At 60.9% G+C, this 20,637-nt stretch carries 20 protein-coding genes and 1 pseudogene; 12 read left to right on the top strand and 9 right to left on the bottom strand.

Going from position 1 to position 20,637, the window contains the following annotated elements; all coding sequences use genetic code 11:
- Nucleotides 1–3: 3 nt before the first annotated feature.
- The 3 genes and pseudogenes from AC0J41_RS25855 to coaBC all read right to left on the bottom strand — a co-directional run.
- A pseudogene (locus AC0J41_RS25855) lies at nt 4–1,380 on the bottom strand (phosphomannomutase/phosphoglucomutase); the annotation flags it as partial.
- A 263-nt stretch (nt 1,381–1,643) separates the two neighbouring features.
- Nucleotides 1,644–2,099 (bottom strand): dUTP diphosphatase, encoded by a 456-nt coding sequence (gene dut, locus AC0J41_RS25850; protein ID WP_473013942.1) that lies wholly within the window; start codon nt 2,097–2,099, stop codon nt 1,644–1,646.
- A 5-nt stretch (nt 2,100–2,104) separates the two neighbouring features.
- Nucleotides 2,105–3,313 (bottom strand): bifunctional phosphopantothenoylcysteine decarboxylase/phosphopantothenate--cysteine ligase CoaBC, encoded by a 1,209-nt coding sequence (gene coaBC, locus AC0J41_RS25845; protein ID WP_003229480.1) that lies wholly within the window; start codon nt 3,311–3,313, stop codon nt 2,105–2,107.
- A 135-nt stretch (nt 3,314–3,448) separates the two neighbouring features.
- Here coaBC and radC point away from each other — a divergent pair, with 135 nt between their 5' ends.
- Nucleotides 3,449–4,123 (top strand): RadC family protein, encoded by a 675-nt coding sequence (gene radC, locus AC0J41_RS25840; protein ID WP_025112714.1) that lies wholly within the window; start codon nt 3,449–3,451, stop codon nt 4,121–4,123.
- A 134-nt stretch (nt 4,124–4,257) separates the two neighbouring features.
- Here the strand turns inward: radC and AC0J41_RS25835 are convergent, their stop codons facing one another.
- Nucleotides 4,258–5,844, bottom strand: a complete 1,587-nt coding sequence (locus AC0J41_RS25835; protein WP_473013941.1) for an ABC transporter substrate-binding protein — start codon at nt 5,842–5,844, stop codon at nt 4,258–4,260.
- Between the two features lie 445 nt (nt 5,845–6,289).
- Here AC0J41_RS25835 and rpmB point away from each other — a divergent pair, with 445 nt between their 5' ends.
- Both rpmB and rpmG read left to right on the top strand, forming a co-directional pair.
- Nucleotides 6,290–6,523 carry a 50S ribosomal protein L28 gene (gene rpmB / locus AC0J41_RS25830; RefSeq protein ID WP_003229474.1) on the top strand — a complete coding sequence of 78 codons (234 nt, stop codon included), beginning with the start codon at nt 6,290–6,292 and terminating at the stop codon, nt 6,521–6,523.
- A gap of 11 nt (nt 6,524–6,534) precedes the next feature.
- Nucleotides 6,535–6,690, top strand: a complete 156-nt coding sequence (rpmG, locus tag AC0J41_RS25825) for a 50S ribosomal protein L33 (RefSeq protein ID WP_003177274.1) — start codon at nt 6,535–6,537, stop codon at nt 6,688–6,690.
- A gap of 180 nt (nt 6,691–6,870) precedes the next feature.
- Here the strand turns inward: rpmG and AC0J41_RS25820 are convergent, their stop codons facing one another.
- Nucleotides 6,871–7,233, bottom strand: coding sequence for a cupin domain-containing protein (locus AC0J41_RS25820; protein WP_025112716.1), 363 nt, complete (start codon nt 7,231–7,233; stop codon nt 6,871–6,873).
- Between the two features lie 234 nt (nt 7,234–7,467).
- Here AC0J41_RS25820 and AC0J41_RS25815 point away from each other — a divergent pair, with 234 nt between their 5' ends.
- Both AC0J41_RS25815 and AC0J41_RS25810 read left to right on the top strand, forming a co-directional pair.
- A complete protein-coding gene (locus AC0J41_RS25815; RefSeq protein WP_016985821.1) occupies nt 7,468–8,961 on the top strand; it encodes an aldehyde dehydrogenase in 1,494 nt (497 codons plus the stop codon).
- A 186-nt stretch (nt 8,962–9,147) separates the two neighbouring features.
- A complete protein-coding gene (locus AC0J41_RS25810; RefSeq protein ID WP_025112717.1) occupies nt 9,148–10,293 on the top strand; it encodes an MFS transporter in 1,146 nt (381 codons plus the stop codon).
- Nucleotides 10,294–10,406: 113 nt separating this feature from the next.
- On the opposite strand, the gene AC0J41_RS25805 is transcribed toward AC0J41_RS25810, so the two are convergent.
- Together AC0J41_RS25805 and AC0J41_RS25800 are read right to left on the bottom strand one after the other, a co-directional pair.
- Nucleotides 10,407–11,975: a phospholipase D family protein gene (locus AC0J41_RS25805; protein ID WP_025112718.1), complete on the bottom strand. Its 1,569-nt coding sequence runs from the start codon at nt 11,973–11,975 to the stop codon at nt 10,407–10,409.
- A gap of 60 nt (nt 11,976–12,035) precedes the next feature.
- Entirely contained in the window at nt 12,036–13,457 is a 1,422-nt protein-coding gene (locus AC0J41_RS25800; protein WP_473013940.1) for an aminotransferase-like domain-containing protein, read from the bottom strand.
- 179 nt (nt 13,458–13,636) lie between these two features.
- Here AC0J41_RS25800 and AC0J41_RS25795 point away from each other — a divergent pair, with 179 nt between their 5' ends.
- Nucleotides 13,637–13,882: a DUF1127 domain-containing protein gene (locus AC0J41_RS25795; RefSeq protein WP_025112720.1), complete on the top strand. Its 246-nt coding sequence runs from the start codon at nt 13,637–13,639 to the stop codon at nt 13,880–13,882.
- A gap of 114 nt (nt 13,883–13,996) precedes the next feature.
- Here AC0J41_RS25795 and AC0J41_RS25790 read toward each other — a convergent pair whose 3' ends face one another.
- On the bottom strand, nt 13,997–15,307 hold the full coding sequence (locus tag AC0J41_RS25790; RefSeq protein ID WP_473013939.1) for an NAD(P)/FAD-dependent oxidoreductase: 1,311 nt from the start codon (nt 15,305–15,307) through the stop codon (nt 13,997–13,999).
- Between the two features lie 147 nt (nt 15,308–15,454).
- Between AC0J41_RS25790 and AC0J41_RS25785 the strand changes: the two genes are divergently transcribed.
- A complete protein-coding gene (locus AC0J41_RS25785) occupies nt 15,455–15,808 on the top strand; it encodes a YkgJ family cysteine cluster protein (protein WP_473013938.1) in 354 nt (117 codons plus the stop codon).
- Nucleotides 15,809–15,917: 109 nt separating this feature from the next.
- On the opposite strand, the gene AC0J41_RS25780 is transcribed toward AC0J41_RS25785, so the two are convergent.
- Nucleotides 15,918–16,406, bottom strand: coding sequence for an Lrp/AsnC ligand binding domain-containing protein (locus AC0J41_RS25780; RefSeq protein WP_003177284.1), 489 nt, complete (start codon nt 16,404–16,406; stop codon nt 15,918–15,920).
- A gap of 156 nt (nt 16,407–16,562) precedes the next feature.
- Between AC0J41_RS25780 and dadA the strand changes: the two genes are divergently transcribed.
- From dadA to AC0J41_RS25755, 5 genes are all read left to right on the top strand, one after another.
- Entirely contained in the window at nt 16,563–17,867 is a 1,305-nt protein-coding gene (gene dadA, locus AC0J41_RS25775) for a D-amino acid dehydrogenase (protein WP_025112723.1), read from the top strand.
- On the top strand, nt 17,839–18,192 hold the full coding sequence (locus AC0J41_RS25770) for a RidA family protein (RefSeq protein WP_025112724.1): 354 nt from the start codon (nt 17,839–17,841) through the stop codon (nt 18,190–18,192). The genes dadA and AC0J41_RS25770 overlap by 29 nt, the downstream gene beginning before the upstream one ends.
- A 93-nt stretch (nt 18,193–18,285) precedes the next feature.
- Nucleotides 18,286–19,359, top strand: a complete 1,074-nt coding sequence (gene alr, locus AC0J41_RS25765) for an alanine racemase (protein WP_473013937.1) — start codon at nt 18,286–18,288, stop codon at nt 19,357–19,359.
- An 88-nt stretch (nt 19,360–19,447) separates the two neighbouring features.
- Nucleotides 19,448–19,996: a cupin domain-containing protein gene (locus tag AC0J41_RS25760; RefSeq protein ID WP_025112726.1), complete on the top strand. Its 549-nt coding sequence runs from the start codon at nt 19,448–19,450 to the stop codon at nt 19,994–19,996.
- A 182-nt stretch (nt 19,997–20,178) separates the two neighbouring features.
- Nucleotides 20,179–20,595 carry a c-type cytochrome gene (locus tag AC0J41_RS25755; RefSeq protein WP_025112727.1) on the top strand — a complete coding sequence of 139 codons (417 nt, stop codon included), beginning with the start codon at nt 20,179–20,181 and terminating at the stop codon, nt 20,593–20,595.
- Nucleotides 20,596–20,637: the final 42 nt, after the last annotated feature.

Below are 20,637 nucleotides of genomic sequence, written 5' to 3'. Positions count from 1 at the left end.
GAATCAGAACGGTAGTTGGAGATCAGGTGCAACGCGTTTCAGTTGGGCGTGGAACACATCCTTGATGCGCTGCAATTGCGCCTCGTCATCGGCCTCGAAGCGCAGCACCAGCACCGGCGTGGTGTTGGATGCGCGCACCAGGCCCCAGCCTTCGGCGTAATCGACCCGCACGCCGTCAATGGTGGTCAGGTCAGCGCCTGGGCCCCACTGTGCGTCGTGCAGTGCATCAATGATGCTGAATTTGCTCTCTTCGGTCACATGGATATTGATTTCCGGCGTAGAAATATCGTTCGGGAAGGTCGCAAACAGCTCCTCGGCGGTGGATTTTTCCTTGCTGAGGATCTCCAGCAGGCGCGCGGCGCTGTAGATGCCATCGTCGAAACCGAACCAGCGCTCCTTGAAGAAGATGTGCCCGCTCATCTCGCCGGCCAATAGAGCACCGGATTGTTTCATTTTCTTTTTGATCAACGAGTGACCGGTCTTCCACATTAGCGGGCGACCGCCGTATTCCTTGATCAGCGGCACCAGACGGCGGGTGCATTTGACGTCGAAGATGATTTCCGCGTCCGGGTTGCGCGCGACCACGTCACGGGCAAACAGCATCAGCAGGCGATCCGGGTAGACGATGCTGCCGGTGTTGGTCACCACGCCGACACGGTCACCGTCGCCATCGAAAGCCAGGCCGATATCGGCGTTGGTTTCCTTGACCTTGGCGATCAGGTCGACGAGGTTTTCAGGCTTGCCAGGGTCCGGGTGATGGTTGGGGAAGTTGCCATCGACTTCGCAGAACAGCGGGATGACTTCGCAGTTCAATGCTTCGATCAGTTGCGGGGCGATCACGCCGGCTGCGCCGTTACCGCAGTCGACCACGACTTTCATGCGTCGGGCCAGCTTGACGTCCTGGACGATTTCGGTGGTGTAGCGGTCGAGGATCTCGACCTGGGTCACGCTGCCCTGACCGCTGGTCAGGTCATTGGTCTTGATGCGCTCGTGCAGCACCTGGATCTGTTCGTTGGCGAGAGTGTCACCTGCGATCACGATCTTGAAACCGTTGTAATTCGACGGGTTATGGCTGCCGGTGAGCATCACCCCCGACTTGCCGGCCAGTACGTTGGCCGCGTAATACAGCGCCGGGGTCGGCACCAGGCCGACATCGCTGACATGGCAGCCGCTTTCGGCGATACCGCGGATCAGCTCGGCCACCAGTTCCGGGCCGGACAGTCGGCCGTCGCGGCCGACCGACACGTTCGGTTCGCCCTGGGCCAGGCTCTGCGAGCCGATGGCGCGGCCGATCCAGTAAGCGGTTTCGGCATTGAGGAATTCCGGCACGGTGCCGCGAATGTCATAGGCGCGGAAGATGCTGTCGGGAAGCTTCGGGGCGATCTTGGCTGGGGTGCTCATCTGCACAAATGCTCCATCTCGAAAGTGGCGGGACACACCGGCGATTCATTCGACGGCAGGCTCAAACTGAAGGGTATGACGGCGTTTTCCACGCAGAGTTCGTGGTATGAAAGGGCCATGACGCCTTGTCGGGCGTGGCTTTGGTCCGCCAAAACCTTGATTTTCGGTGCTAAACCGCGCAGATGACAATTTCAATTTGTGGTGAGGAAGAGCCTCCCTCACCACGCCCGCTGTCTACCTGATTATTTAGTGCCGGTATGGCCGAAACCGCCGGTACCGCGTTCGGTTTCAACGAACTCTTCGACCATTTCGAAATGCGCCTGCACCACCGGCACCAGCACCAATTGCGCCAGGCGTTCGCCGACGGTCATGGTGAAGTCGGTCTGACCACGGTTCCAGCAGGACACCATCAGCGGGCCTTGATAATCGGAGTCGATCAGGCCGACGAGGTTGCCCAGCACGATGCCGTGCTTATGGCCCATGCCCGAGCGCGGCAGGATCAGCGCGGCGAGATTCGGGTCGCCGATGTACACCGACAGTCCGGTCGGGATCAGCACGGTTTCACCCGGCTTGATGACGATGTCCCGTTCCAGCATGGCGCGCAGGTCGAGGCCGGCGGAGCCTGGCGTTGCGTATTGCGGCAGCGGGAATTCGGTACCGATGCGTGGGTCGAGGATCTTGGCTTGCAAAGCGTGCATGTAAATTAAACCTGGTTCAGACGTTCGGCGATAAAAGTGACCAGTTGGCGAGCGATCTTGCTCTTGCTGGTCTGGGCGAAAACCGTGGCGTGCAGCTCACGGTCAATCACGCTGCAGGCGTTTTCTTCGCTGTTGAAACCGATGCTCGGGTTGGCGACGTCGTTGGCGACGATCAAATCGAGATTCTTGTCTTTCAGCTTGCGTGCAGCGTAGTCGAGCAGGTGTTCGGTCTCGGCAGCGAAGCCGACACTGAACGGACGGTCGGGGCGGGTTGCGATGGTGGCCAGGATGTCCGGGTTGCGCACCATTTGCAGGACGAAGCCGTCGCCGCTTGTAGGGTCTTTCTTGAGTTTTTGCGGGGCAACGACTTCCGGACGGTAGTCCGCCACCGCTGCCGAGGCGATGAACACGTCACACGGGATGGCCGATTCGCACGCCGCGAGCATGTCGCGGGCGCTGACCACGTCGATGCGCGTAACGCGATCCGGAGTCGGCAGGTGCACCGGGCCGCTGATCAGCGTCACGCGGGCACCGGCTTCCACGGCGGCTTCGGCCAGGGCAAAGCCCATTTTGCCGGAGCTGTGGTTGGTGATGTAGCGCACCGGGTCGATGTTTTCCTGGGTCGGGCCGGCAGTGATCACCACGTGCTTGCCGGTCAGCGCCTGACGCTGGAAGCAATCCGCCGCGCATTGGGCCAGGTCGGTGGCCTCCATCATCCGGCCCATGCCGACATCGCCGCAGGCCTGGCTGCCGGAGGCCGGGCCGAAGGTCTTCAGGCCACGGCTTTCCAGGAGTTGCAGGTTGGCCTGGGTCGCCGGGTCGCGCCACATCGCCTGGTTCATCGCCGGAGCGACGGCCACTACAGCGTCGGTGGCCAGCACCAGGGTGGTCAGCAAATCGTTGGCGATGCCTTGGGCCAGGCGGGCGATCAGGTCGGCAGTGGCCGGGGCAATCAGCACCAGATCGGCCCATTTGGCCAGCTCGATGTGGCCCATCGCCGCTTCGGCGGCCGGGTCGAGCAAATCCAGGTGAACCGGGTGCCCGGAGAGGGCCTGCATGGTCAGCGGGGTGATGAACTCGGCGCCGCCATGGGTCATGACCACGCGCACTTCGGCGCCCTGGTCGATCAGGCGACGAACCAGATCGGCGCTCTTGTAGGCCGCGATGCCGCCGCCGACGCCCAGAACGATGCGTTTCCGATACAGCCGCTGCATAGGTCTGCCTTTCATTTCGTGGGTGACATACGTGGCGAAACCCCCTCCCCAGGGTGACTTCGCTCGCAAAAAAGATGGGCTACGATATCACAGCGACCGCTACGGAACAGCGGCGCTCACAGACAAGGAACGTGTATGAGTATTCGCGATTGGCCTGCGGCGGAACGGCCGCGGGAAAGGTTACTTGAACAGGGTTCTGCGAGCCTCTCGGACGCCGAGTTACTGGCGATTTTTTTGCGCACGGGAGTTGTTGGAAAAAGCGCAGTGGACTTGGCGCGACACTTGTTGAATCAGTTCGGCAGCCTGCGTTTGTTGCTTGAGGCCGATCAGGAAGCATTCAGCAAACAGTTAGGTTTGGGGCCCGCAAAGTTTGCACAGTTGCAGGCTGCTCAAGAAATGAACCGGCGGTATCTGGCTGAGCGCTCACGCAGAGAGCCGGCGCTGGAGAATCCGCAGGCGGTTCGGGATTACCTGAAATCGATGCTACGCCACGAGCCGCACGAGGTGTTTGGTTGCCTGTTTCTGGACTCCAAGCATCAAGTATTGACGTTCGAGGCACTGTTTCGTGGCTCGATCGACAACACCAGTGTGCATCCACGTGAAGTGGTGAAACGTGCCTTGGCGAACAATGCCGCGGCCGTGATCCTCTGCCACAACCATCCGTCGGGCAATACCGATCCCAGTCAGGCGGACAGGCAACTGACCAAGCGTTTGCAGAAGGCGCTGGAGCTGATTGATGTGCGGGTGCTCGATCACTTCATCGTTGGCGATGGCGAGCCGTTGTCGATGGCGGAGTGTGGCTGGATGTAGCTTTCAAGAACAAACGCCAACCCCTATGGGAGCGGGCTTGCTCGCGAAGGCGGTGGGTCAGTCATTAAAAATGTTGGCTGATCCGACGCATTCGCGAGCAAGCCCGCTCCCACTGGGGGCTGTGTTGTGGCGGGTTATTTCAGGGTGACCCTGGAATAGTCCTGACGGCCAAACGGGCTGACGGAGTAACCCTGCACGTCCTTGCGCGTCAGCGCATACGCCGTCGGATGCGCCAGCGGCAGCCACAGCGCCTGCTGCTGAATCTGCGCCTGCGCCTGCTCGTACAGCTTGGTGCGCACACCTTGTTCGCTGGTGGTCTTGCCGGCGCTGATCAGCTTGTCCAGGTCGGCGTTGCAGTAGCGGGCGAAGTTGGTGCCGGACTTGACCGCCGCACAGGAAAACTGCGGTGTAAGGAAGTTGTCCGGGTCGCCGTTGTCGCCGGCCCAGCCCATGAACAACAGGTCATGCTCGCCGGCCTTGGCGCGGCGAATCAGTTCGCCCCATTCGATCACGCGGATTTCCGCCTGGATGCCGATTTCTGCCAAGTCTGATTGCAGTAGCTGGGCGCCCAGGCTCGGGTTCGGGTTGAGCAGGCTGCCGGACGGTCGGGTCCAGATGGTGGTCTGAAAACCGTCCTTGAGTCCGGCCTTGGCCATCAGTGCCTTGGCCTTGGCCACGTCGTGAGGATAGCCCGGCAGGTTCTTCGCGTAGCTCCAGGTGTTTGGCGGGTAAGGGCCGCTGGCCGGTTCTGCGGTGTCCTCGAACACGGCTTTGACGTAGTTGGCCTTGTCGAAGGCAAGATTGATCGCCTGGCGGACTTCCGGCTTGTCCAGCGGTGGGTGCTGGCTGTTGATGCCGACGAAGGCGGTCATGAAGGCGTCAGTCTTTTCCACTTTCAGCGTCGGCTCTTGCTGCGCCGCCTTCACGTCCAGCGGTTTTGGCGAAAGCGCGATCTGGCACTCGTTGCGTCGCAGCTTTTGCAGGCGCACGTTGGCGTCCGGGGTGATGGCGAAGATCAGCGGGTCGACCGCAGGCTTGCCGCCGAAGTAGTCCGGGTTGGCCTTGTAGCGTACCGAGGCGTCTTTCTGGAAGCGCGTGAACACGAACGGGCCGGTGCCGACCGGCTGGCTGTTGAGCTTGTCGGTCGCGTCGGCCTTGAGCAATTTGTCGGCGTATTCGGCGGAATAAATGGAGGCGAAGCCCATGCTCAGGGTTGCGAGGAACGTCGAGTCCGGGTGGTCGAGGGTGAAGCGCACGGTCAACGGGTCGAGTGCGTCGATCTTCTTGATCAGCGCCGGCAACTGCATGGACTGGGCGTGCGGGAAGCCGCTTTGCGCCACTTTGTGCCATGGGTTGGCCGGATCAAGCATGCGGTCGAAGCTGAACTTGACGTCTTCGGCGCTCAGGGTGCGGGTCGGCTTGAAATAGTCAGTGCTGTGAAACTTCACCTGCGGGTGCAGTTTGAACACGTAGCTCAGGCCATCGGTGCTGACTTCCCAACTGTCGGCCAGGCTGGGCACGACTTTGCCGCTGGCAGTGTCGAAGTCCACGAGGCGGTTCATCAGTACATCGGCCGAAGCATTGGTGGTGGTCAGCGAGTTGTATTGCACCACGTCGAACCCTTCAGGGCTGGCCTCGGTGCAGACGCTCAGGGCGGCAGCCTGGGCCAGAGGGCTCAGCAGAAGCGGGGCGAGCAACAGGGGTAGGGCAGCGAGGCGCATGGTCGGCTTCCTTTACAGATCGAAGGCCATCTGCAGGTGCAGTCTGGAAAAGGGTTACCCTAGAGGGCTGGATTGCAAATGACTATCCCCTTTTTGCATTTTCGGGGCAGCGCAGTGGCGTTTTTCAGACCGCGGCGCGTGGCGAAAAGTCGGAAACGCCCTGGAGAGCGGTTTTCTGCGACGAGTGGTCAAAACTCGCGGCAGCCTTTATCCAAAGCGTCCGCAGCGGGAAAAAGCGCCTTTTTGCCGGTTGATTGCACATCCATTGTTGTTGCACCCCGGTCTTTCTGGTATAAAGCAGCGCTCTTTTCTAGGGGCCCGGTTCCTTCACTGTAGGTGTAGCCGGTAAGACCTCTAAAGAAACGCGGCGCCTGGCGCCAAATGACTGAGAGATTAAGCGGCCAACCCATGCCGGGTTGGGCATGTGGTTTTAGAGGGCTGAGGCATGTCGAGAGTATGTCAAGTTACCGGTAAGGGTCCGGTAACCGGGAATAACATTTCCCACGCAAACAACAAAACCCGTCGTCGTTTCCTGCCGAACCTGCAGCATCACCGCTTCTGGGTTGAAGAAGAGAAACGTTTTGTGCGTCTGCGCGTATCTGCCAAAGGCATGCGCATCATCGACAAGCGTGGCATCAGTGTCGTGCTCGCCGAACTTCGCCGCGATGGCAAGATTTAAGGGAGCTAATCATGCGTGAATTGATTCGTTTGATCTCGAGCGCCGGTACTGGTCATTTCTACACTACCGACAAGAACAAGCGTACTACTCCGGACAAAATCGAGATCAAGAAATATGATCCGGTTGTTCGCAAGCACGTGATCTACAAGGAAGGCAAAATCAAGTAATTGATTTTTCCCGACTTACAAAAAAGGCCCGTATCTCACGATACGGGCCTTTTTTGTTGCCTGGAGTTTTGTACTGACTGTTGCGACGCTTTCGCGAGCAGGCTCACTCCTACAGTGGAATGCGGTCACCTGTAGGAGTGAGCCTGCTCGCGATAGGGTCGGATCAGCCAGCGAAAATCCTCAGGCCTTCTGTTCAAAGATCACATAGACCTTGCGGCAAGCCTCCAGCACTTCCCAAGTGCCGCGGAACCCTGCCGGAATCACAAAGCGATCGCCAACACGCAACGTCTTGGCATTGCCATCGCTGTCACGCAGCACCGAAACCCCCTGCAGGATTTCGCAATATTCATGTTCGGTGTAATTCACCGTCCATTGGCCAACCGCACCTTCCCACACGCCAACGCCCATTTGCCCACAAGGGCTTTCGTATTGATGGAACACCGCTTGTTCAGGGTCACCTTTGAGCACTTTGGCCGGGTCCGGGCGATAGCGTTCGGCTTCGCTGCTGGTCAGGCTGATGTCGACGACGTTCTGGATGTTCATTGTTGTTTTCTCCCGTGATGACGGCGCGTTGGCTTGAAAGGGCCAAAGTCTATGTTTATTAAAATGAACACCGCAAGGCCGTATAGCGCGCTTATGTCAAATATATTGAAACAACCCCGGCCGCTGGTTTAGGGTGGCGGGTGCCTTGGGCCGAAAAGCAGGCTGGCCGGGCAGCATTCCTGAAGACGACCGCGAAGAACGCGGCGCTCTATTCAACAAGAGGAGGACACTCGAATGACCACCCTGACTCGTGCCGATTGGGAACAACGCGCCCGCGACCTGAAGATCGAAGGCCGCGCCTACCTCAATGGCGAATACACCGACGCCGTCTCCGGCGAGACCTTCGAGTGCATCAGCCCGGTCGATGGCCGTCTGCTGGGCAAGATTGCCAGCTGTGATGCCGCCGACGCCCAGCGCGCCGTGGAAAACGCCCGCGCCACGTTCAATTCCGGTGTCTGGTCGCGCCTGGCGCCGACCAAACGCAAAGCCACCATGATTCGTTTCGCCGGCCTGCTCAAGCAGCACGCCGAGGAGCTGGCGCTGCTCGAAACCCTCGACATGGGCAAGCCGATCAGTGACTCGCTGTACATCGACGTGCCAGGTGCGGCGCAAGCGCTGAGCTGGAGCGGTGAGGCGATCGACAAGATCTACGACGAAGTCGCCGCCACGCCGCACGATCAACTGGGTCTGGTCACCCGCGAGCCAGTGGGCGTGGTCGGCGCCATCGTGCCGTGGAACTTCCCGTTGATGATGGCCTGCTGGAAACTGGGACCTGCGCTTTCGACCGGTAACTCGGTGATCCTCAAGCCGTCGGAAAAGTCCCCGCTGACCGCCATCCGTATCGCTGCGCTGGCCGTTGAAGCCGGTATTCCAAAAGGCGTGCTCAACGTGCTGCCGGGCTACGGTCACACCGTTGGCAAGGCGCTGGCCCTGCATAACGACGTCGACACTCTGGTGTTCACCGGTTCGACCAAGATCGCCAAGCAGCTAATGATTTACTCAGGCGAATCGAACATGAAGCGCGTGTGGCTGGAAGCCGGTGGCAAGAGCCCGAACATCGTGTTTGCCGATGCGCCGGACTTGCAGGCCGCTGCCGAATCCGCCGCCAGCGCTATCGCCTTCAATCAGGGCGAAGTCTGCACCGCCGGTTCGCGTCTGCTGGTCGAGCGTTCGATCAAGGACACATTCCTGCCGATGGTGATCGAGGCGCTGAAAACCTGGAAGCCGGGCAACCCGCTGGATCCGGCGACCAACGTCGGTGCTCTGGTCGATACCCAGCAGATGAACACCGTGCTGTCGTACATCGAATCCGGCCACACCGATGGCGCCAAACTGGTGGCTGGCGGCAAGCGCATCCTGCAGGAAACCGGTGGCACTTACGTTGAGCCGACGATCTTTGACGGCGTAAGCAACGCGATGAAGATCGCTCAGGAAGAGATCTTCGGCCCGGTGCTGTCGGTCATCGCGTTCGACACTGCCGAAGAAGCGATCCAGATCGCCAACGACACGCCGTATGGCCTGGCCGCTGCGGTATGGACCCAGGACATCTCCAAGGCGCATCTCACCGCCAAGGCCCTGCGTGCCGGCAGCGTGTGGGTCAACCAATACGACGGCGGCGATATGACTGCGCCGTTCGGTGGCTTCAAGCAGTCGGGCAACGGTCGTGACAAGTCGCTGCACGCCTTCGACAAGTACACCGAGCTGAAGGCGACGTGGATCAAGCTGTAAGCCTTTAGCGGGAGCCTGGCTCGTTCAGGCTCCCGAACATACAGAGATCCCCTGTGGGAGCGGGCTTGCTCGCGAAAGCGGTGTATCAGTCAGCACATTTGCTGAATGTGAAACCGTATTCGCGAGCAAGCCCGCTCCCACAGTGGTTTTGTGCTGCATACAAGAATATCCACAGGAGCGTGGACCATGCGTTGGGCGACGTATTTCGCCGTGTTGGCGTCTGTCTTGAGTGTCGGTCTGGCCCTGGGGGTCAGCATGCCGTTGGTGTCGTTGCGCCTGGAAGGTTGGGGTTACGGCGCCTTCGCCATCGGTGTGATGGCGGCGATGCCGGCAATTGGCGTGTTGCTGGGGGCGAAGATTTCCAGCCATCTGGCGGCGCGTTTCGGCACGGCGAACCTGATGCGCCTGTGCCTGTGGGCCGGGGCGTTGTCGATCGGGTTGCTGGCGCTGTTGCCGAGTTATCCGATCTGGCTGGTCCTGCGTCTGATGATCGGGGTGATCCTGACCATCGTGTTTATCCTTGGCGAGAGCTGGATCAACCAACTGGTGGTGGAGAACTGGCGCGGGCGTCTGGTGGCGCTGTATGGCAGCAGCTATGCGTTGAGCCAACTGTCTGGTCCGCTGCTACTGGGCGCGCTCGGCACTGAGCACGATTACGGGTTTTGGGTGGGCGTCGGGCTGTTGCTGGTTTCGCCCTTGTTGTTGCTGGGGCGCAGCGGTGCGCCGAGCAGTGAAGCCAGCAGCGTGACCTTCCGCGATCTGTGGGGCTTTGCCCGCGAGTTGCCGGCGATTGCCTGGGCGGTATCGTTGTTTGCAGCATTCGAGGCGATGATCCTGACCCTGCTGCCGGTGTATTGCCTGCAGCAGGGCTTCACCGCCGAGATCGCGCTGGCGATGGTCAGCACCGTGGTGGTCGGTGACGCCCTGCTGCAATTGCCGATTGGCGCCTTGGCGGATTATCTCTCGCGGCGCACATTGTTCACCGGCTGCGCGGTGATCCTGATGTTGTCGAGCCTGGCGATCCCGCTGTTGATCGATACGCTGCTGATCTGGCCGTTGTGGGTATTGTTCGGTGCCAGCGCTGGCGGCTTGTTCACCTTGTCACTCATCCTGATCGGCGAGCGCTATCGCGACGATGCGCTGGTGCGGGCCAATGCGCACATCGCGCAGTTGTGGGGTGTGGGGTGTCTGATCGGGCCTTTGATGGCGGGGGCGGGCAGCCAATGGATCAGCGGGCATGCGTTGCCGTTGTTGATGGCGGTCGGCGCATTTGGGCTGGTGATACTGCTGATGCGCCAAGGTGCATTCGGCACCGAAGCACAGCCTGCTTGAATGCTTCCCTGTGGGAGCGGGCTTGCTCGCGAAAGCGGTGTGTCAGTCAGCACATTGACTGAATGTAAAACCGCATTCGCGAGCAAGCCCGCTCCCACAAGGGACAACCGTGATTACAGCATCCGCTCAAGGCCTACGGCGGTGCTGAACCACGCATTGAACCGCCGCCACCAGCTCCCCGGTTCCTTGGTCAGCGTGTGGGTCTGGCCGTTGTCCTCGGTCACCCAGACGATCTTGCCATCCTGCAGTTTCGCCTCGTAACTCAGCGCTGGCGCCATGCCTTGCAGGGCCAGTTCGCGCACGTGCTCGGCCAGTTCCGGGCTGTCGACCAGGACCCCGACTTCGGTGTTCCACAGCACCGAGCGCGGGTCGAAGTTGAACGAGCCGATAAACGCCTTCTGCCGGTCGAAAATCATCGCCTTGCTGTGCAGGCTGGAATCCGAGCCACGAAACGACTTGCTGTAAAACAGATGCGGGCCGCTGCCGTAGTTATCCCCAGGCTGACGGCGCAGTTCATACAGCTTCACCCCGTGTTCCAGCAGCGCCTTGCGGTATGGCGCATAACCGCCGTGCACCGCCGGCACGTCGGTGGCTTCCAGTGAGTTGGTCAGCAGGCTCACCGACACCCCGGCGTCGGCGCGCCCGGTCAGGTACACCAGCCCCGGCTGACCGGGCACGAAGTACGCCGAGATCATGATCAGCTCTTTGTTGACGCCTTTGAGCTCCGGCGCCAGTTGCGTGGTCAGCAGCAGTTGAGGGTCCGGTTCGTCCTTGGCCAGCACCTTGCTCGGCGCATCCCACAGCGCCTGGTTCCAGGCCCAGATCAGTTCCTTGCGCCAGACATCCATACGCGGTGCGGTCTTGAACGTCATCAGCTGTTGATACAGCGCGTGATTCTGTTTGCGGGTTTCATCCAGCGATTCTTCCAGGCGCGTGCGAGTGTTCTGCAAGTCCTTGGCGGTCGGTTTGCTGGAGAGGAACTCGTTGATCGGCTTGCTCAGCGCACTGTTCCAGTACTGGTCGAAACTGTGCCCGAGTTGCTCGGCCACAGGTCCCACACTGAGCATGTCGATGTCGGTGAAATTCAGGTTCGGCTCGGCATCGAAATACTCGTCACCCAGATTGCGCCCGCCGACGATGGCCACGCTGTTGTCCGCCAGGAACAGTTTGTTGTGCATCCGCCGGTGCTGCAGCGACAGGTTGAACAAGCGTCCGGCGGCGCGGGTCACGCCGGTGCTGCGGCCCAGGTGCAGCGGGTTGAACAGGCGAATCTGGATCTGTGGATGCGCCGCCAGCGTGGCGATGATCGTGTCGAGGCCGTCGCTGGTCGTGTCGTCGAGCAGGATGCGTACGCGCACGCCACGGTCGGCGGCCTTGAGCAGTTCCTCCACAAGCATCCGTGTGCTGACGCCGTCATGGACGATGTAGTACTGCAAGTCGAGGCTGGTCTGCGCGTTGCGGATCAGCTCGGCGCGGGCGGTGAATGCTTCGGTGCTGTTGGACAGCAGGCGGAAACCGGAGCGGCCCTGATAGGGCGCGGCCTGTGCCTGAATCGAGCGGCCGAAGCTGGAGTCTGACGCCGGCAGGGCCTGGCTTGGCTCACGCGGGACGTCGAGGCTGGCGCAGCCGCTCAGGAGCGAGGCGAACATCAGCAAAGCGAGTAGGGGCTGTCTGAAGCTCACGTAGGAACGTTCCGGTCGGCGGCAAAGGTCGGCATATGGACGCTGATCACTCGAAAAAGGTCAGTCGGCTTCGGCCAGCAATTTGATCGCGGCTGCACCGACCTTGCGCACCGCGTCTTCGATTTGCGGTGTCGGTTTGGCAGCGTAGTTCATCCGCAAGCAGTTGCGGTACTTGCCCGAGGCGGAAAAGATGCTGCCGACAGCAATCTGTACACCTTGGTCATGCAGCGCGCGATTGAGCTTCAGCGTATCGAAACCTTCGGGCAATTCGACCCACAACATGAAACTGCCCTGCGGGCGGCTGGCGCGGGTGCCGGCCGGGAAATAACGCGTGACCCAGTCGATCATTACGTCGCGATTGCGCTGGTATTGAGTGCGCATCCGCCGCAAATGCGGTTCGAAGTACCCACCTTTGAGGAATTCGGCAATGGCGATCTGCGGCTGTGGCGCGGTGGAGCCGGTGCTGATGTATTTCATGTGCAGCACCCGCTCCAGATAACGTCCCGGCGCGACCCAACCGATGCGCAGCCCCGGCGCCAGGGTTTTGGAAAACGAACTGCAGAGCAATACCCGACCGTCCTCGTCGAAGGACTTGATCGTGCGTGGACGTGGGTAGGTGTAGGCGAGTTCGCCATACACATCGTCCTCGATGATTGCCACGTCGAAGCGCTGCGCAAGGTTGAGCAGAGCGCGCTTGCGCGACTCCGGCATGATGTAGCCCAGCGGGTTGTTGCAGTTGGGGGTGATCTGGATGACCTTGATCGGCCATTGTTCCAGCGCCAGTTCCAGCGCTTCGAGGCTGATACCGGTCAGCGGGTCGGTGGGGATTTCCAGCGCTTTCATGCCCAGCCCTTTGAGCGTTTGCATGGCGCCGTGAAAGCTCGGCGAATCCACCGCGACGATGTCACCCGGCTCGCAGATCGCGTGGATGCTGGTGGACAAGGCTTCGTGGCAACCGGTGGTGATCACCAGATCGCTGGCGCTTAACTGGCAGCCGGAATCGAGCATCAGTCGGGCGATCTGTTCGCGCAGTTCGAGGGTGCCGTGGATGTTGTCGTAATACAGACCGGGCATGTCCTGGCGACGGCTGATTCGCGCCAGTCCGCGCAGCAGCGGTTTCATGGTTGGCGTGGTCACATCGGGCATGCCGCGACCCAGTTGCACCACGTCCTTGCGCGGCACCGCGCGAATCAGTTCCAGCACCTGATCCCACTGCGAAATCTCCACCGGCCGCTGCGCCGGGCGCCCGACCGCAGGCAGTTCCGGCAGCTCGCGCCCCACCGGCACGAAGTAGCCGGACTTGGGTTTCGGTGTGGCCAGACCGCTGTCTTCAAGCATGCGATAGGCCTGCTGCACCGTGCTGAGGCTAACCCCGTGTTCTACGCTCAAGGCGCGCACCGAAGGCAGGCGATCGCCAGGACGGTAGAAGCCTTGTTCGATGCGGGTGCCGAGCAGCTCGGCGAGGTTCACATACAGGGTCATGGCACTGCCTCGATGCAGGTGATTCGTTAAACCAGTACAGATGCGGCAAAAATCGGTGATTCAGTCTCAGGTACGGCAAATCTGTATGGGATTAATACAGATGTGTTGAATCTGTAATGCTTTTCCCGACCCGCGCATCATGGAATCTCTGGCTACCCAAGTAAACAGGAGCGACAAAAATGAACGGCTTGAGCGATGTGCGGCTGACGTTACACAGTCAGGAACTGGAGGCGGGGCAGAGGGACAGTGCGCGCAATGAGATGTTGCGCAACGCACCGTCCGGCCTGAGTCGCTGGGGCCTGTTCTGGCATCGTCTGCACACACGCAAGGCGTTGCTGAACCTGACGCCGGAGCAACTCAAGGATGTCGGGTTGACCCGCGAGCAGGCGCTGGAGGAGGGGTTGAAGCCGTTCTGGCGGATCTGAATCTTCGGAGCTCATGAGGCCCATTCGCGAGCAGGCTCGCTCCCACAGGAAAATGCATTCCAATGTGGGAGCGAGCCTGCTCGCGAAGGCGTCTTAAATCGCGCCATCTATTTATCAGGCCAGCTCTTTGAGCCGATGCCACAGCATCCCCAACGCCAGCAACGGCGAGCGCAAATGCTTGCCGCCCGGGAAGGTGAGGTGCGGCACCCTGGCGAACAGATCGAACCCGCCGCTGTGCTGGCCGCTGATTGCCTCGGCCAGCAACTTGCCCGCCAGGTGTGTGGCATTCACCCCGTGCCCGGAATAGGCCTGGGCGTAATACACGTTTGGCTGATCATTGAGCCGGCCGATCTGCGGCAGACGATTGGCGCCGATGCCGATCATGCCACCCCATTGATAGTCGATCTTCACTGAAGCCAATTGCGGAAACACTTCGAGCATCTTGGGCTGCATGTACGCACCGATGTCCTTCGGATCGCGCCCCGAATAATGGCAGGCGCCGCCGAACAGCAGGCGCCGGTCCGCCGAGAGCCGGTAGTAATCCAGCGCCACCCGCTGATCGCAGACCGCCATGTTTTGCGGCAGCAGGGCGTGGGCCTGGGCTTCGCTCAGTGGCTCGGTAGCGATGATGTAACTGCCGGCGGGCAGGACTTTGCCGCTCAGTTGCGGGTTGAGGTCATTGAGGTAGGCGTTGCAGCCGAGCACCAGCGTCTTGGCGCGCACCGAGCCTTGCGCGGTGTGCACGCGAACTTCAGGGCCGTAATCGATGCGGGTGACTGCTGACTGCTCAAACAGTTTGACCCCCAGCTGCTGCGCGGCAGCGGCTTCGCCCAGCGCCAGGTTAAGCGGATGCAGATGCCCGGATCCCATGTCGATCAGGCCGCCGACATAGCGTTTGGAGCCGACCACGGTGTGCATCTCGTCGGCTTGCAGCAGGCGGGTCTCGTAGCGATAGCCGAGGCCGCGCAGTTCTTCGGCGTCTTCGGCAAAGCCTTCGAGGTCGCCGGGCTTGTTGGCGAGATCGCAGTAGCCCCAGGTCAGGTCGCACTGGATCTGGAAACGGTTGACCCGCTGACGGACGATTTCCACCGCTTCCAGGCCCATGAGTTTCATCTGGCGAACACCGTCGGCCCCGATGACGTTGGCGAACTGATCGAGACCGTGGCCGACCCCGCGAATCAACTGCCCACCGTTGCGGCCACTGGCGCCCCAGCCGATGCGGTGCGCTTCCAGCAACACCACGCTGAGGCCACGCTCGGCCAGTTCCAGTGCGGTGTTGAGCCCGGAAAACCCGCCGCCGACCACGCACACGTCTGCGATCACTTCACCCCGCAACTGCGAATGATCCGGCTGCGGCAGGCTGCTGGCGGCGTAGTAAGAGGCAACGTGGGGTTGGCTCGCGAAGGTTCGGGCGCGGGCATTCATGGGCATCGTCCAACGGCTGAGTGTCGAGAAAATTTGACGGAGCATAAGCCGCACGCCCGAAGCGGGGCAACACTGGTCGGCCGTTGCTGTGTGGAACACGGCTTTTGCGGCACAATCGCCGCCTATTTCATGTGGGTTACCGTTTCGATGAGCTGCAACCGCCAGACAATCCGCGACCTGCGTCAGCAGATCCCCACGTTCGACTGCGTGCCGGGCTGCCATGACTGCTGTGGGCCGGTGACGACCTCGCCGGAAGAAATGTCGCGCCTGCCGCGCAAGACCCGCGCCGAGCAGGATGCGGCAATGGACGAGTTGAATTGTGTGCACCTGGGGCCGGAAGGCTGCACGGTGTATGAAGAGCGGCCGTTGATCTGCCGGTTGTTTGGTACGACCAAGACGTTGCCTTGCCCGAACGGGCGAGGGCCGGTGGAGCTGATTCATCCGCGGGTTGAAAAGCAGATCTTCGAGTACATGGCTTCGAATCGGCAGGTGCTGGTTTAGCGGGTTCACTCGGCACCGTGGCGCCCCCTTCGCGAGCAAGCCCGCTCCCACAGGGAAATACATTTCAAATGTGGGAGCGAGCTTGCTCGCGAAGGGGGCGCCACAAACCTCAATCCGGAATCGGCAGGCTCAGGCTCTCTTTCACTTCTTCCATCACGATATAGCTTTTTGATTCGCGCACATGCGGCAACTTCAACAGAATGTCGCCCAGCAGCTTGCGGTAGGAGGCCATCTCGGAAATCCGCGCCTTCACCAGGTAGTCGAAATCCCCGGACACCAGGTGACACTCAAGCACATGCGGCAATTTCAGCACCGCGCGCCGGAACTCCTCGAAAGTATCGCCGGATTTGTAGTCGAGGCTGATCTCGACGAACACCAGCAGGCTACCTTTCAAGTGCTGCGGATTGAGCCGGGCGTTATAGCCCATGATGATCCCCTCGCGCTCCAGCCGCCGCACCCGCTCCGTACACGGCGTGGTGGAAAGGCCGACCTTCTCCCCGAGTTCGGTAAACGATATCCGCCCGTCCGCCTGCAGGATCCGCAAGATATTGCGGTCGATCTTGTCCAGCTCACGTTTGGTCTGAGTGTTGGTACGCATAGGGGATGCGCCTCCGTGAAAAGGGTTTTTGCCGAGAATTGTCGCCAAATATAGGCGCTTATACAGTGAAAAGCACTGGCCATTCTTTTTTACACTGCGCGCATCATTGCTCTATCAACAGACGTACGCGGCCCTGCCGCGATGAGGGATACAAAAATGCGCGTAATGGTCTTGGGTAGCGGCGTCATCGGGACCGCCAGTGCTTACTATCTGGCCCGTGCCGGGTTTGAAGTGGTGGTGGTCGACCGGCAGCCAGCCGTGGCCATGGAGACCAGCTTCGCCAACGCCGGCCAGGTGTCGCCGGGTTATGCCTCGCCGTGGGCCGCCCCGGGCGTGCCGCTCAAGGCCATCAAGTGGTTGCTGCAACGCCACGCGCCGCTGGCGATCAAGGCCACCGCCGACATCGACCAGTACCTGTGGATGGCGCAGATGCTGCGCAACTGCACCGCCAGCCGTTACGCGGTGAACAAGGAGCGCATGGTGCGTCTGTCCGAGTACAGCCGCGACTGCCTCGACGAACTGCGTGCGGAAACCGGCATCGCCTACGAAGGCCGCAGCCTCGGTACCACCCAACTGTTCCGCACTCAGGCGCAGCTCGATGGCGCCGCCAAAGACATCGCCGTGCTGAAAGAGTCCGGTGTCCCGTTTGAAGTCCTCGACCGCGCCGGCATCGCCCGCGTCGAACCGGCCCTGGCCAATGTCACCGACATCCTCGCCGGTGCCCTGCGTCTGCCGAACGACCAGACCGGCGACTGCCAGATGTTCACCACGCGCCTGGCTGAAATGGCTGTGAAGCTCGGTGTGGAATTCCGCTTCGGTCAGGACATCCAGCGCCTTGACTACGCGGGTGATCGCATCAACGGCGTGTGGATCGACGGCAAGCTGGAAACCGCCGACCGCTACGTGCTGGCCCTCGGCAGTTATTCGCCGCAACTGCTCAAGCCGCTGGGCATCAAGGCCCCGGTGTATCCGCTCAAGGGTTACTCGCTGACCGTGCCGATCACCAACCCGGACATGGCCCCGACCTCGACGATTCTCGATGAGACCTACAAGGTCGCGATCACCCGTTTCGATAACCGTATCCGCGTTGGCGGCATGGCGGAGATTGCCGGTTTTGACCTGTCGCTGAACCCGCGCCGGCGCGAAACCCTGGAGATGATCGTCAACGACCTTTATCCTCAGGGCGGCAATCTGGCCGAGGCAAGCTTCTGGACCGGTCTGCGTCCGACGACCCCGGACGGCACGCCGATCGTGGGCGCCACGCCGTTCAAGAACCTGTTCCTCAACACCGGTCACGGCACCCTGGGTTGGACCATGGCGTGCGGTTCCGGTCGTTTGCTGGCCGATCTGATGGCGAAGAAAAAACCACAGATCAGCGCTGAAGGCCTCGATATTTCCCGTTACGGCAACAAACCTCAGGAGTCCGCAAAACATGGCAATCCAGCGCCAGCTCACCAATGAGCGCATGAGTCAGATCGTCAGTCACAACGGCACCGTGTATCTGGCCGGCCAGGTCGGCGACGACTTCAACGCCGGGGTTGAGCAGCAGACCCGCGACGTGCTCGCCAACATCGAGCGTTTGCTGGATCTGGCCGGGACTGACAAGCAGCATCTGCTGTCGGCGACGATTTATCTGAACGACATCGAGGCGCACTTTGCCGGGATGAACTCGGTGTGGGACGAGTGGCTGCCCAAAGGTGCTGCACCGGCCCGTGCCACCGTCGAAGCGAAGATGGCCAAGCCGAGCATTCTGGTAGAAATCTCTATCGTCGCCGCGCTGCCATAACCGTTTAAAGATCCCTCTCCCGGCGCTGTTGGTGGTTCACGTCGTCAGCCAGCGCCGGTTTTTCTTCCCATGACCGCCTAGAAGTCTGCCGCCATGCGTCCTGCCCGTGCCCTGATCGACCTAGAAGCCCTGCGCCACAACTACCGAATTGCCCGCGAAGTCACCGGCGCCAAGGCGCTGGCGGTGATCAAGGCTGATGCCTACGGTCACGGCGCAGTGCGTTGCGCCCAGGCGCTGGAAGCCGAAGCCGACGGATTTGCCGTCGCCTGCATCGAAGAGGCGCTGGAGCTGCGCGCCGCCGGGATCAAGGCACCGGTGTTGTTGCTCGAAGGCATCTTCGAAGCCGATGAGCTGGCGCTGATCGTCGAGCATGATTTCTGGTGTGTGGTGCATTCGCTGTGGCAGCTCGAAGCGATTGAGCAGGCGGCCTTGAGCAAACCGATCACCGTGTGGCTCAAGCTCGATTCGGGCATGCACCGTGTTGGTCTGCATCCGAAGGATTACGCGGCGGCCTACCAGCGTCTGCTGGCCAGCGGCAAAGTGGCGAAGATCGTGCTGATGAGCCATTTCGCCCGCGCCGATGAGCTACACGAACAGAGCAGCGTCGATCAGGTCGCGGTGTTCGAGGCTGCGCGCCAGGGCCTGGCAGCCGAAGTCAGCCTGCGCAACTCGCCCGCCGTGCTCGGCTGGCCGCAGATCCACAGCGACTGGGTGCGCCCGGGCATCATGCTCTACGGCGCGACCCCGTTCGAAGAAGCCAACGCCGTGGCCGAGCGCCTGCAACCGGTGATGACCCTCGAATCGAAAGTCATCTGCGTACGTGAACTGCCCGCCGGCGAGCCGATTGGTTATGGCGCCAGGTTCATCACCGACAAACCGATGCGCATCGGCGTGGTCGCCATGGGGTATGCCGATGGCTACCCGCGTCAGGCACCGACCGGCACGCCGGTGCTGGTGGCCGGCAAGCGCAGCCGGATTCTCGGTCGCGTATCGATGGACATGCTCTGCGTCGACCTTACCGATGTGCCGGACGCCGACCTGGGTTCGACCGTTGAGCTGTGGGGCAAAAACATCCTCGCCAGCGAAGTGGCGCAGTGGGCCGACACCATTCCGTACCAGATCTTCTGCAACCTGCGTCGAGTGCCAAGGCTCTATTCCGAGGGTTGAGGCCGCTGCGGGGGCCAAGTGTTGTAAATACTGAACGCTGTCGCCATGATAACGCTCAATATTCTTACAACATCAGGAGGCTCCCGCCTTGGACGTCGGTGAACGACTGCAATCGATCCGCAAGCTCAAAGGGCTTTCCCAGCGTGAACTCGCCAAACGCGCGGGCGTCACCAACAGCACCATTTCGATGATCGAAAAGAATAGCGTCAGCCCTTCGATCAGTTCGCTGAGAAAGGTGCTGGGCGGCATCCCCATGTCCATGGTCGAGTTCTTTTCCGAAGAAATCCTGCAGGAAATTCCGACCCAGATCGTCTACAAGGCCAACGAGCTGATCGACATTTCCGACGGCGCCGTGACCATGAAACTGGTCGGTCGCGCGCACCCGAGCCGGGCCATCGCGTTCCTCAACGAAATCTACCCGCCGGGAGCAGATACCGGCGAAGAAATGCTCACCCATGAAGGCGAGGAAACCGGGATTCTGGTTGAAGGGCGTCTGGAATTGGTGGTGGGTCTGGAAACTTTTATTCTCGAAGCCGGCGACAGCTACTACTTTGAAAGTACCAAGCCGCATCGTTTCCGTAATCCGTTCGACTTGCCTGCGCGACTAATCAGCGCAGCCACGCCGGCGAATTTTTGAAAAGAGAGGTGCCAAGCCGTGACGGCGAAGGCATCCGAAGAGTTTTTCCACTGCGCGGTATAACCCCTTCGACTATGGGGTTGTTTCAGTGTGGCGGGCTACCCGCTATACTTGCGCCCGCCTGCGAACCGTGGCCGCAGGCGTGAATAGCCACCATTGAGGGTGAACGCGTGAACCTAATTATGAAAATGCTGGCCGCACCAGCAACCGTACTGGCCCTCTGGGCTGTCAGCGCTCAAGCTGCGACGAATGACGACATTGCCAAGCGCCTCGAGCCGGTCGGCCAGGTGTGCGTTCAGGGGCAGGAATGCAAGGGTATGGAAGTGGCAGCCTCCGCTGGCGGCGGTGGCGGGGCGAAGACGCCTGATGAAGTGATTGCAAAACATTGCAACGCTTGCCACGGTACGGGCCTGTTGGGCGCACCGAAAATCGGTGACGCGGCGGCCTGGAAAGACCGCGCCGATCACCAGGGTGGCCTCGACGGCCTGCTGGCCAAAGCCATCACCGGCCTGAACTCGATGCCGCCCAAAGGCACCTGCGCCGATTGCTCGGATGACGAGTTGAAAGGCGCGATCCAGAAGATGTCCGGCCTGAAATAAGCCACGCTTCTGACGAAAAAAACCGTCTTCGGACGGTTTTTT

The organism is Pseudomonas sp. Arb-4-2C, assembly GCF_055755015.1.
Note: the sequence above shows the minus strand (reverse complement) of the source record. Positions and strands in the feature narration are given on the sequence as shown.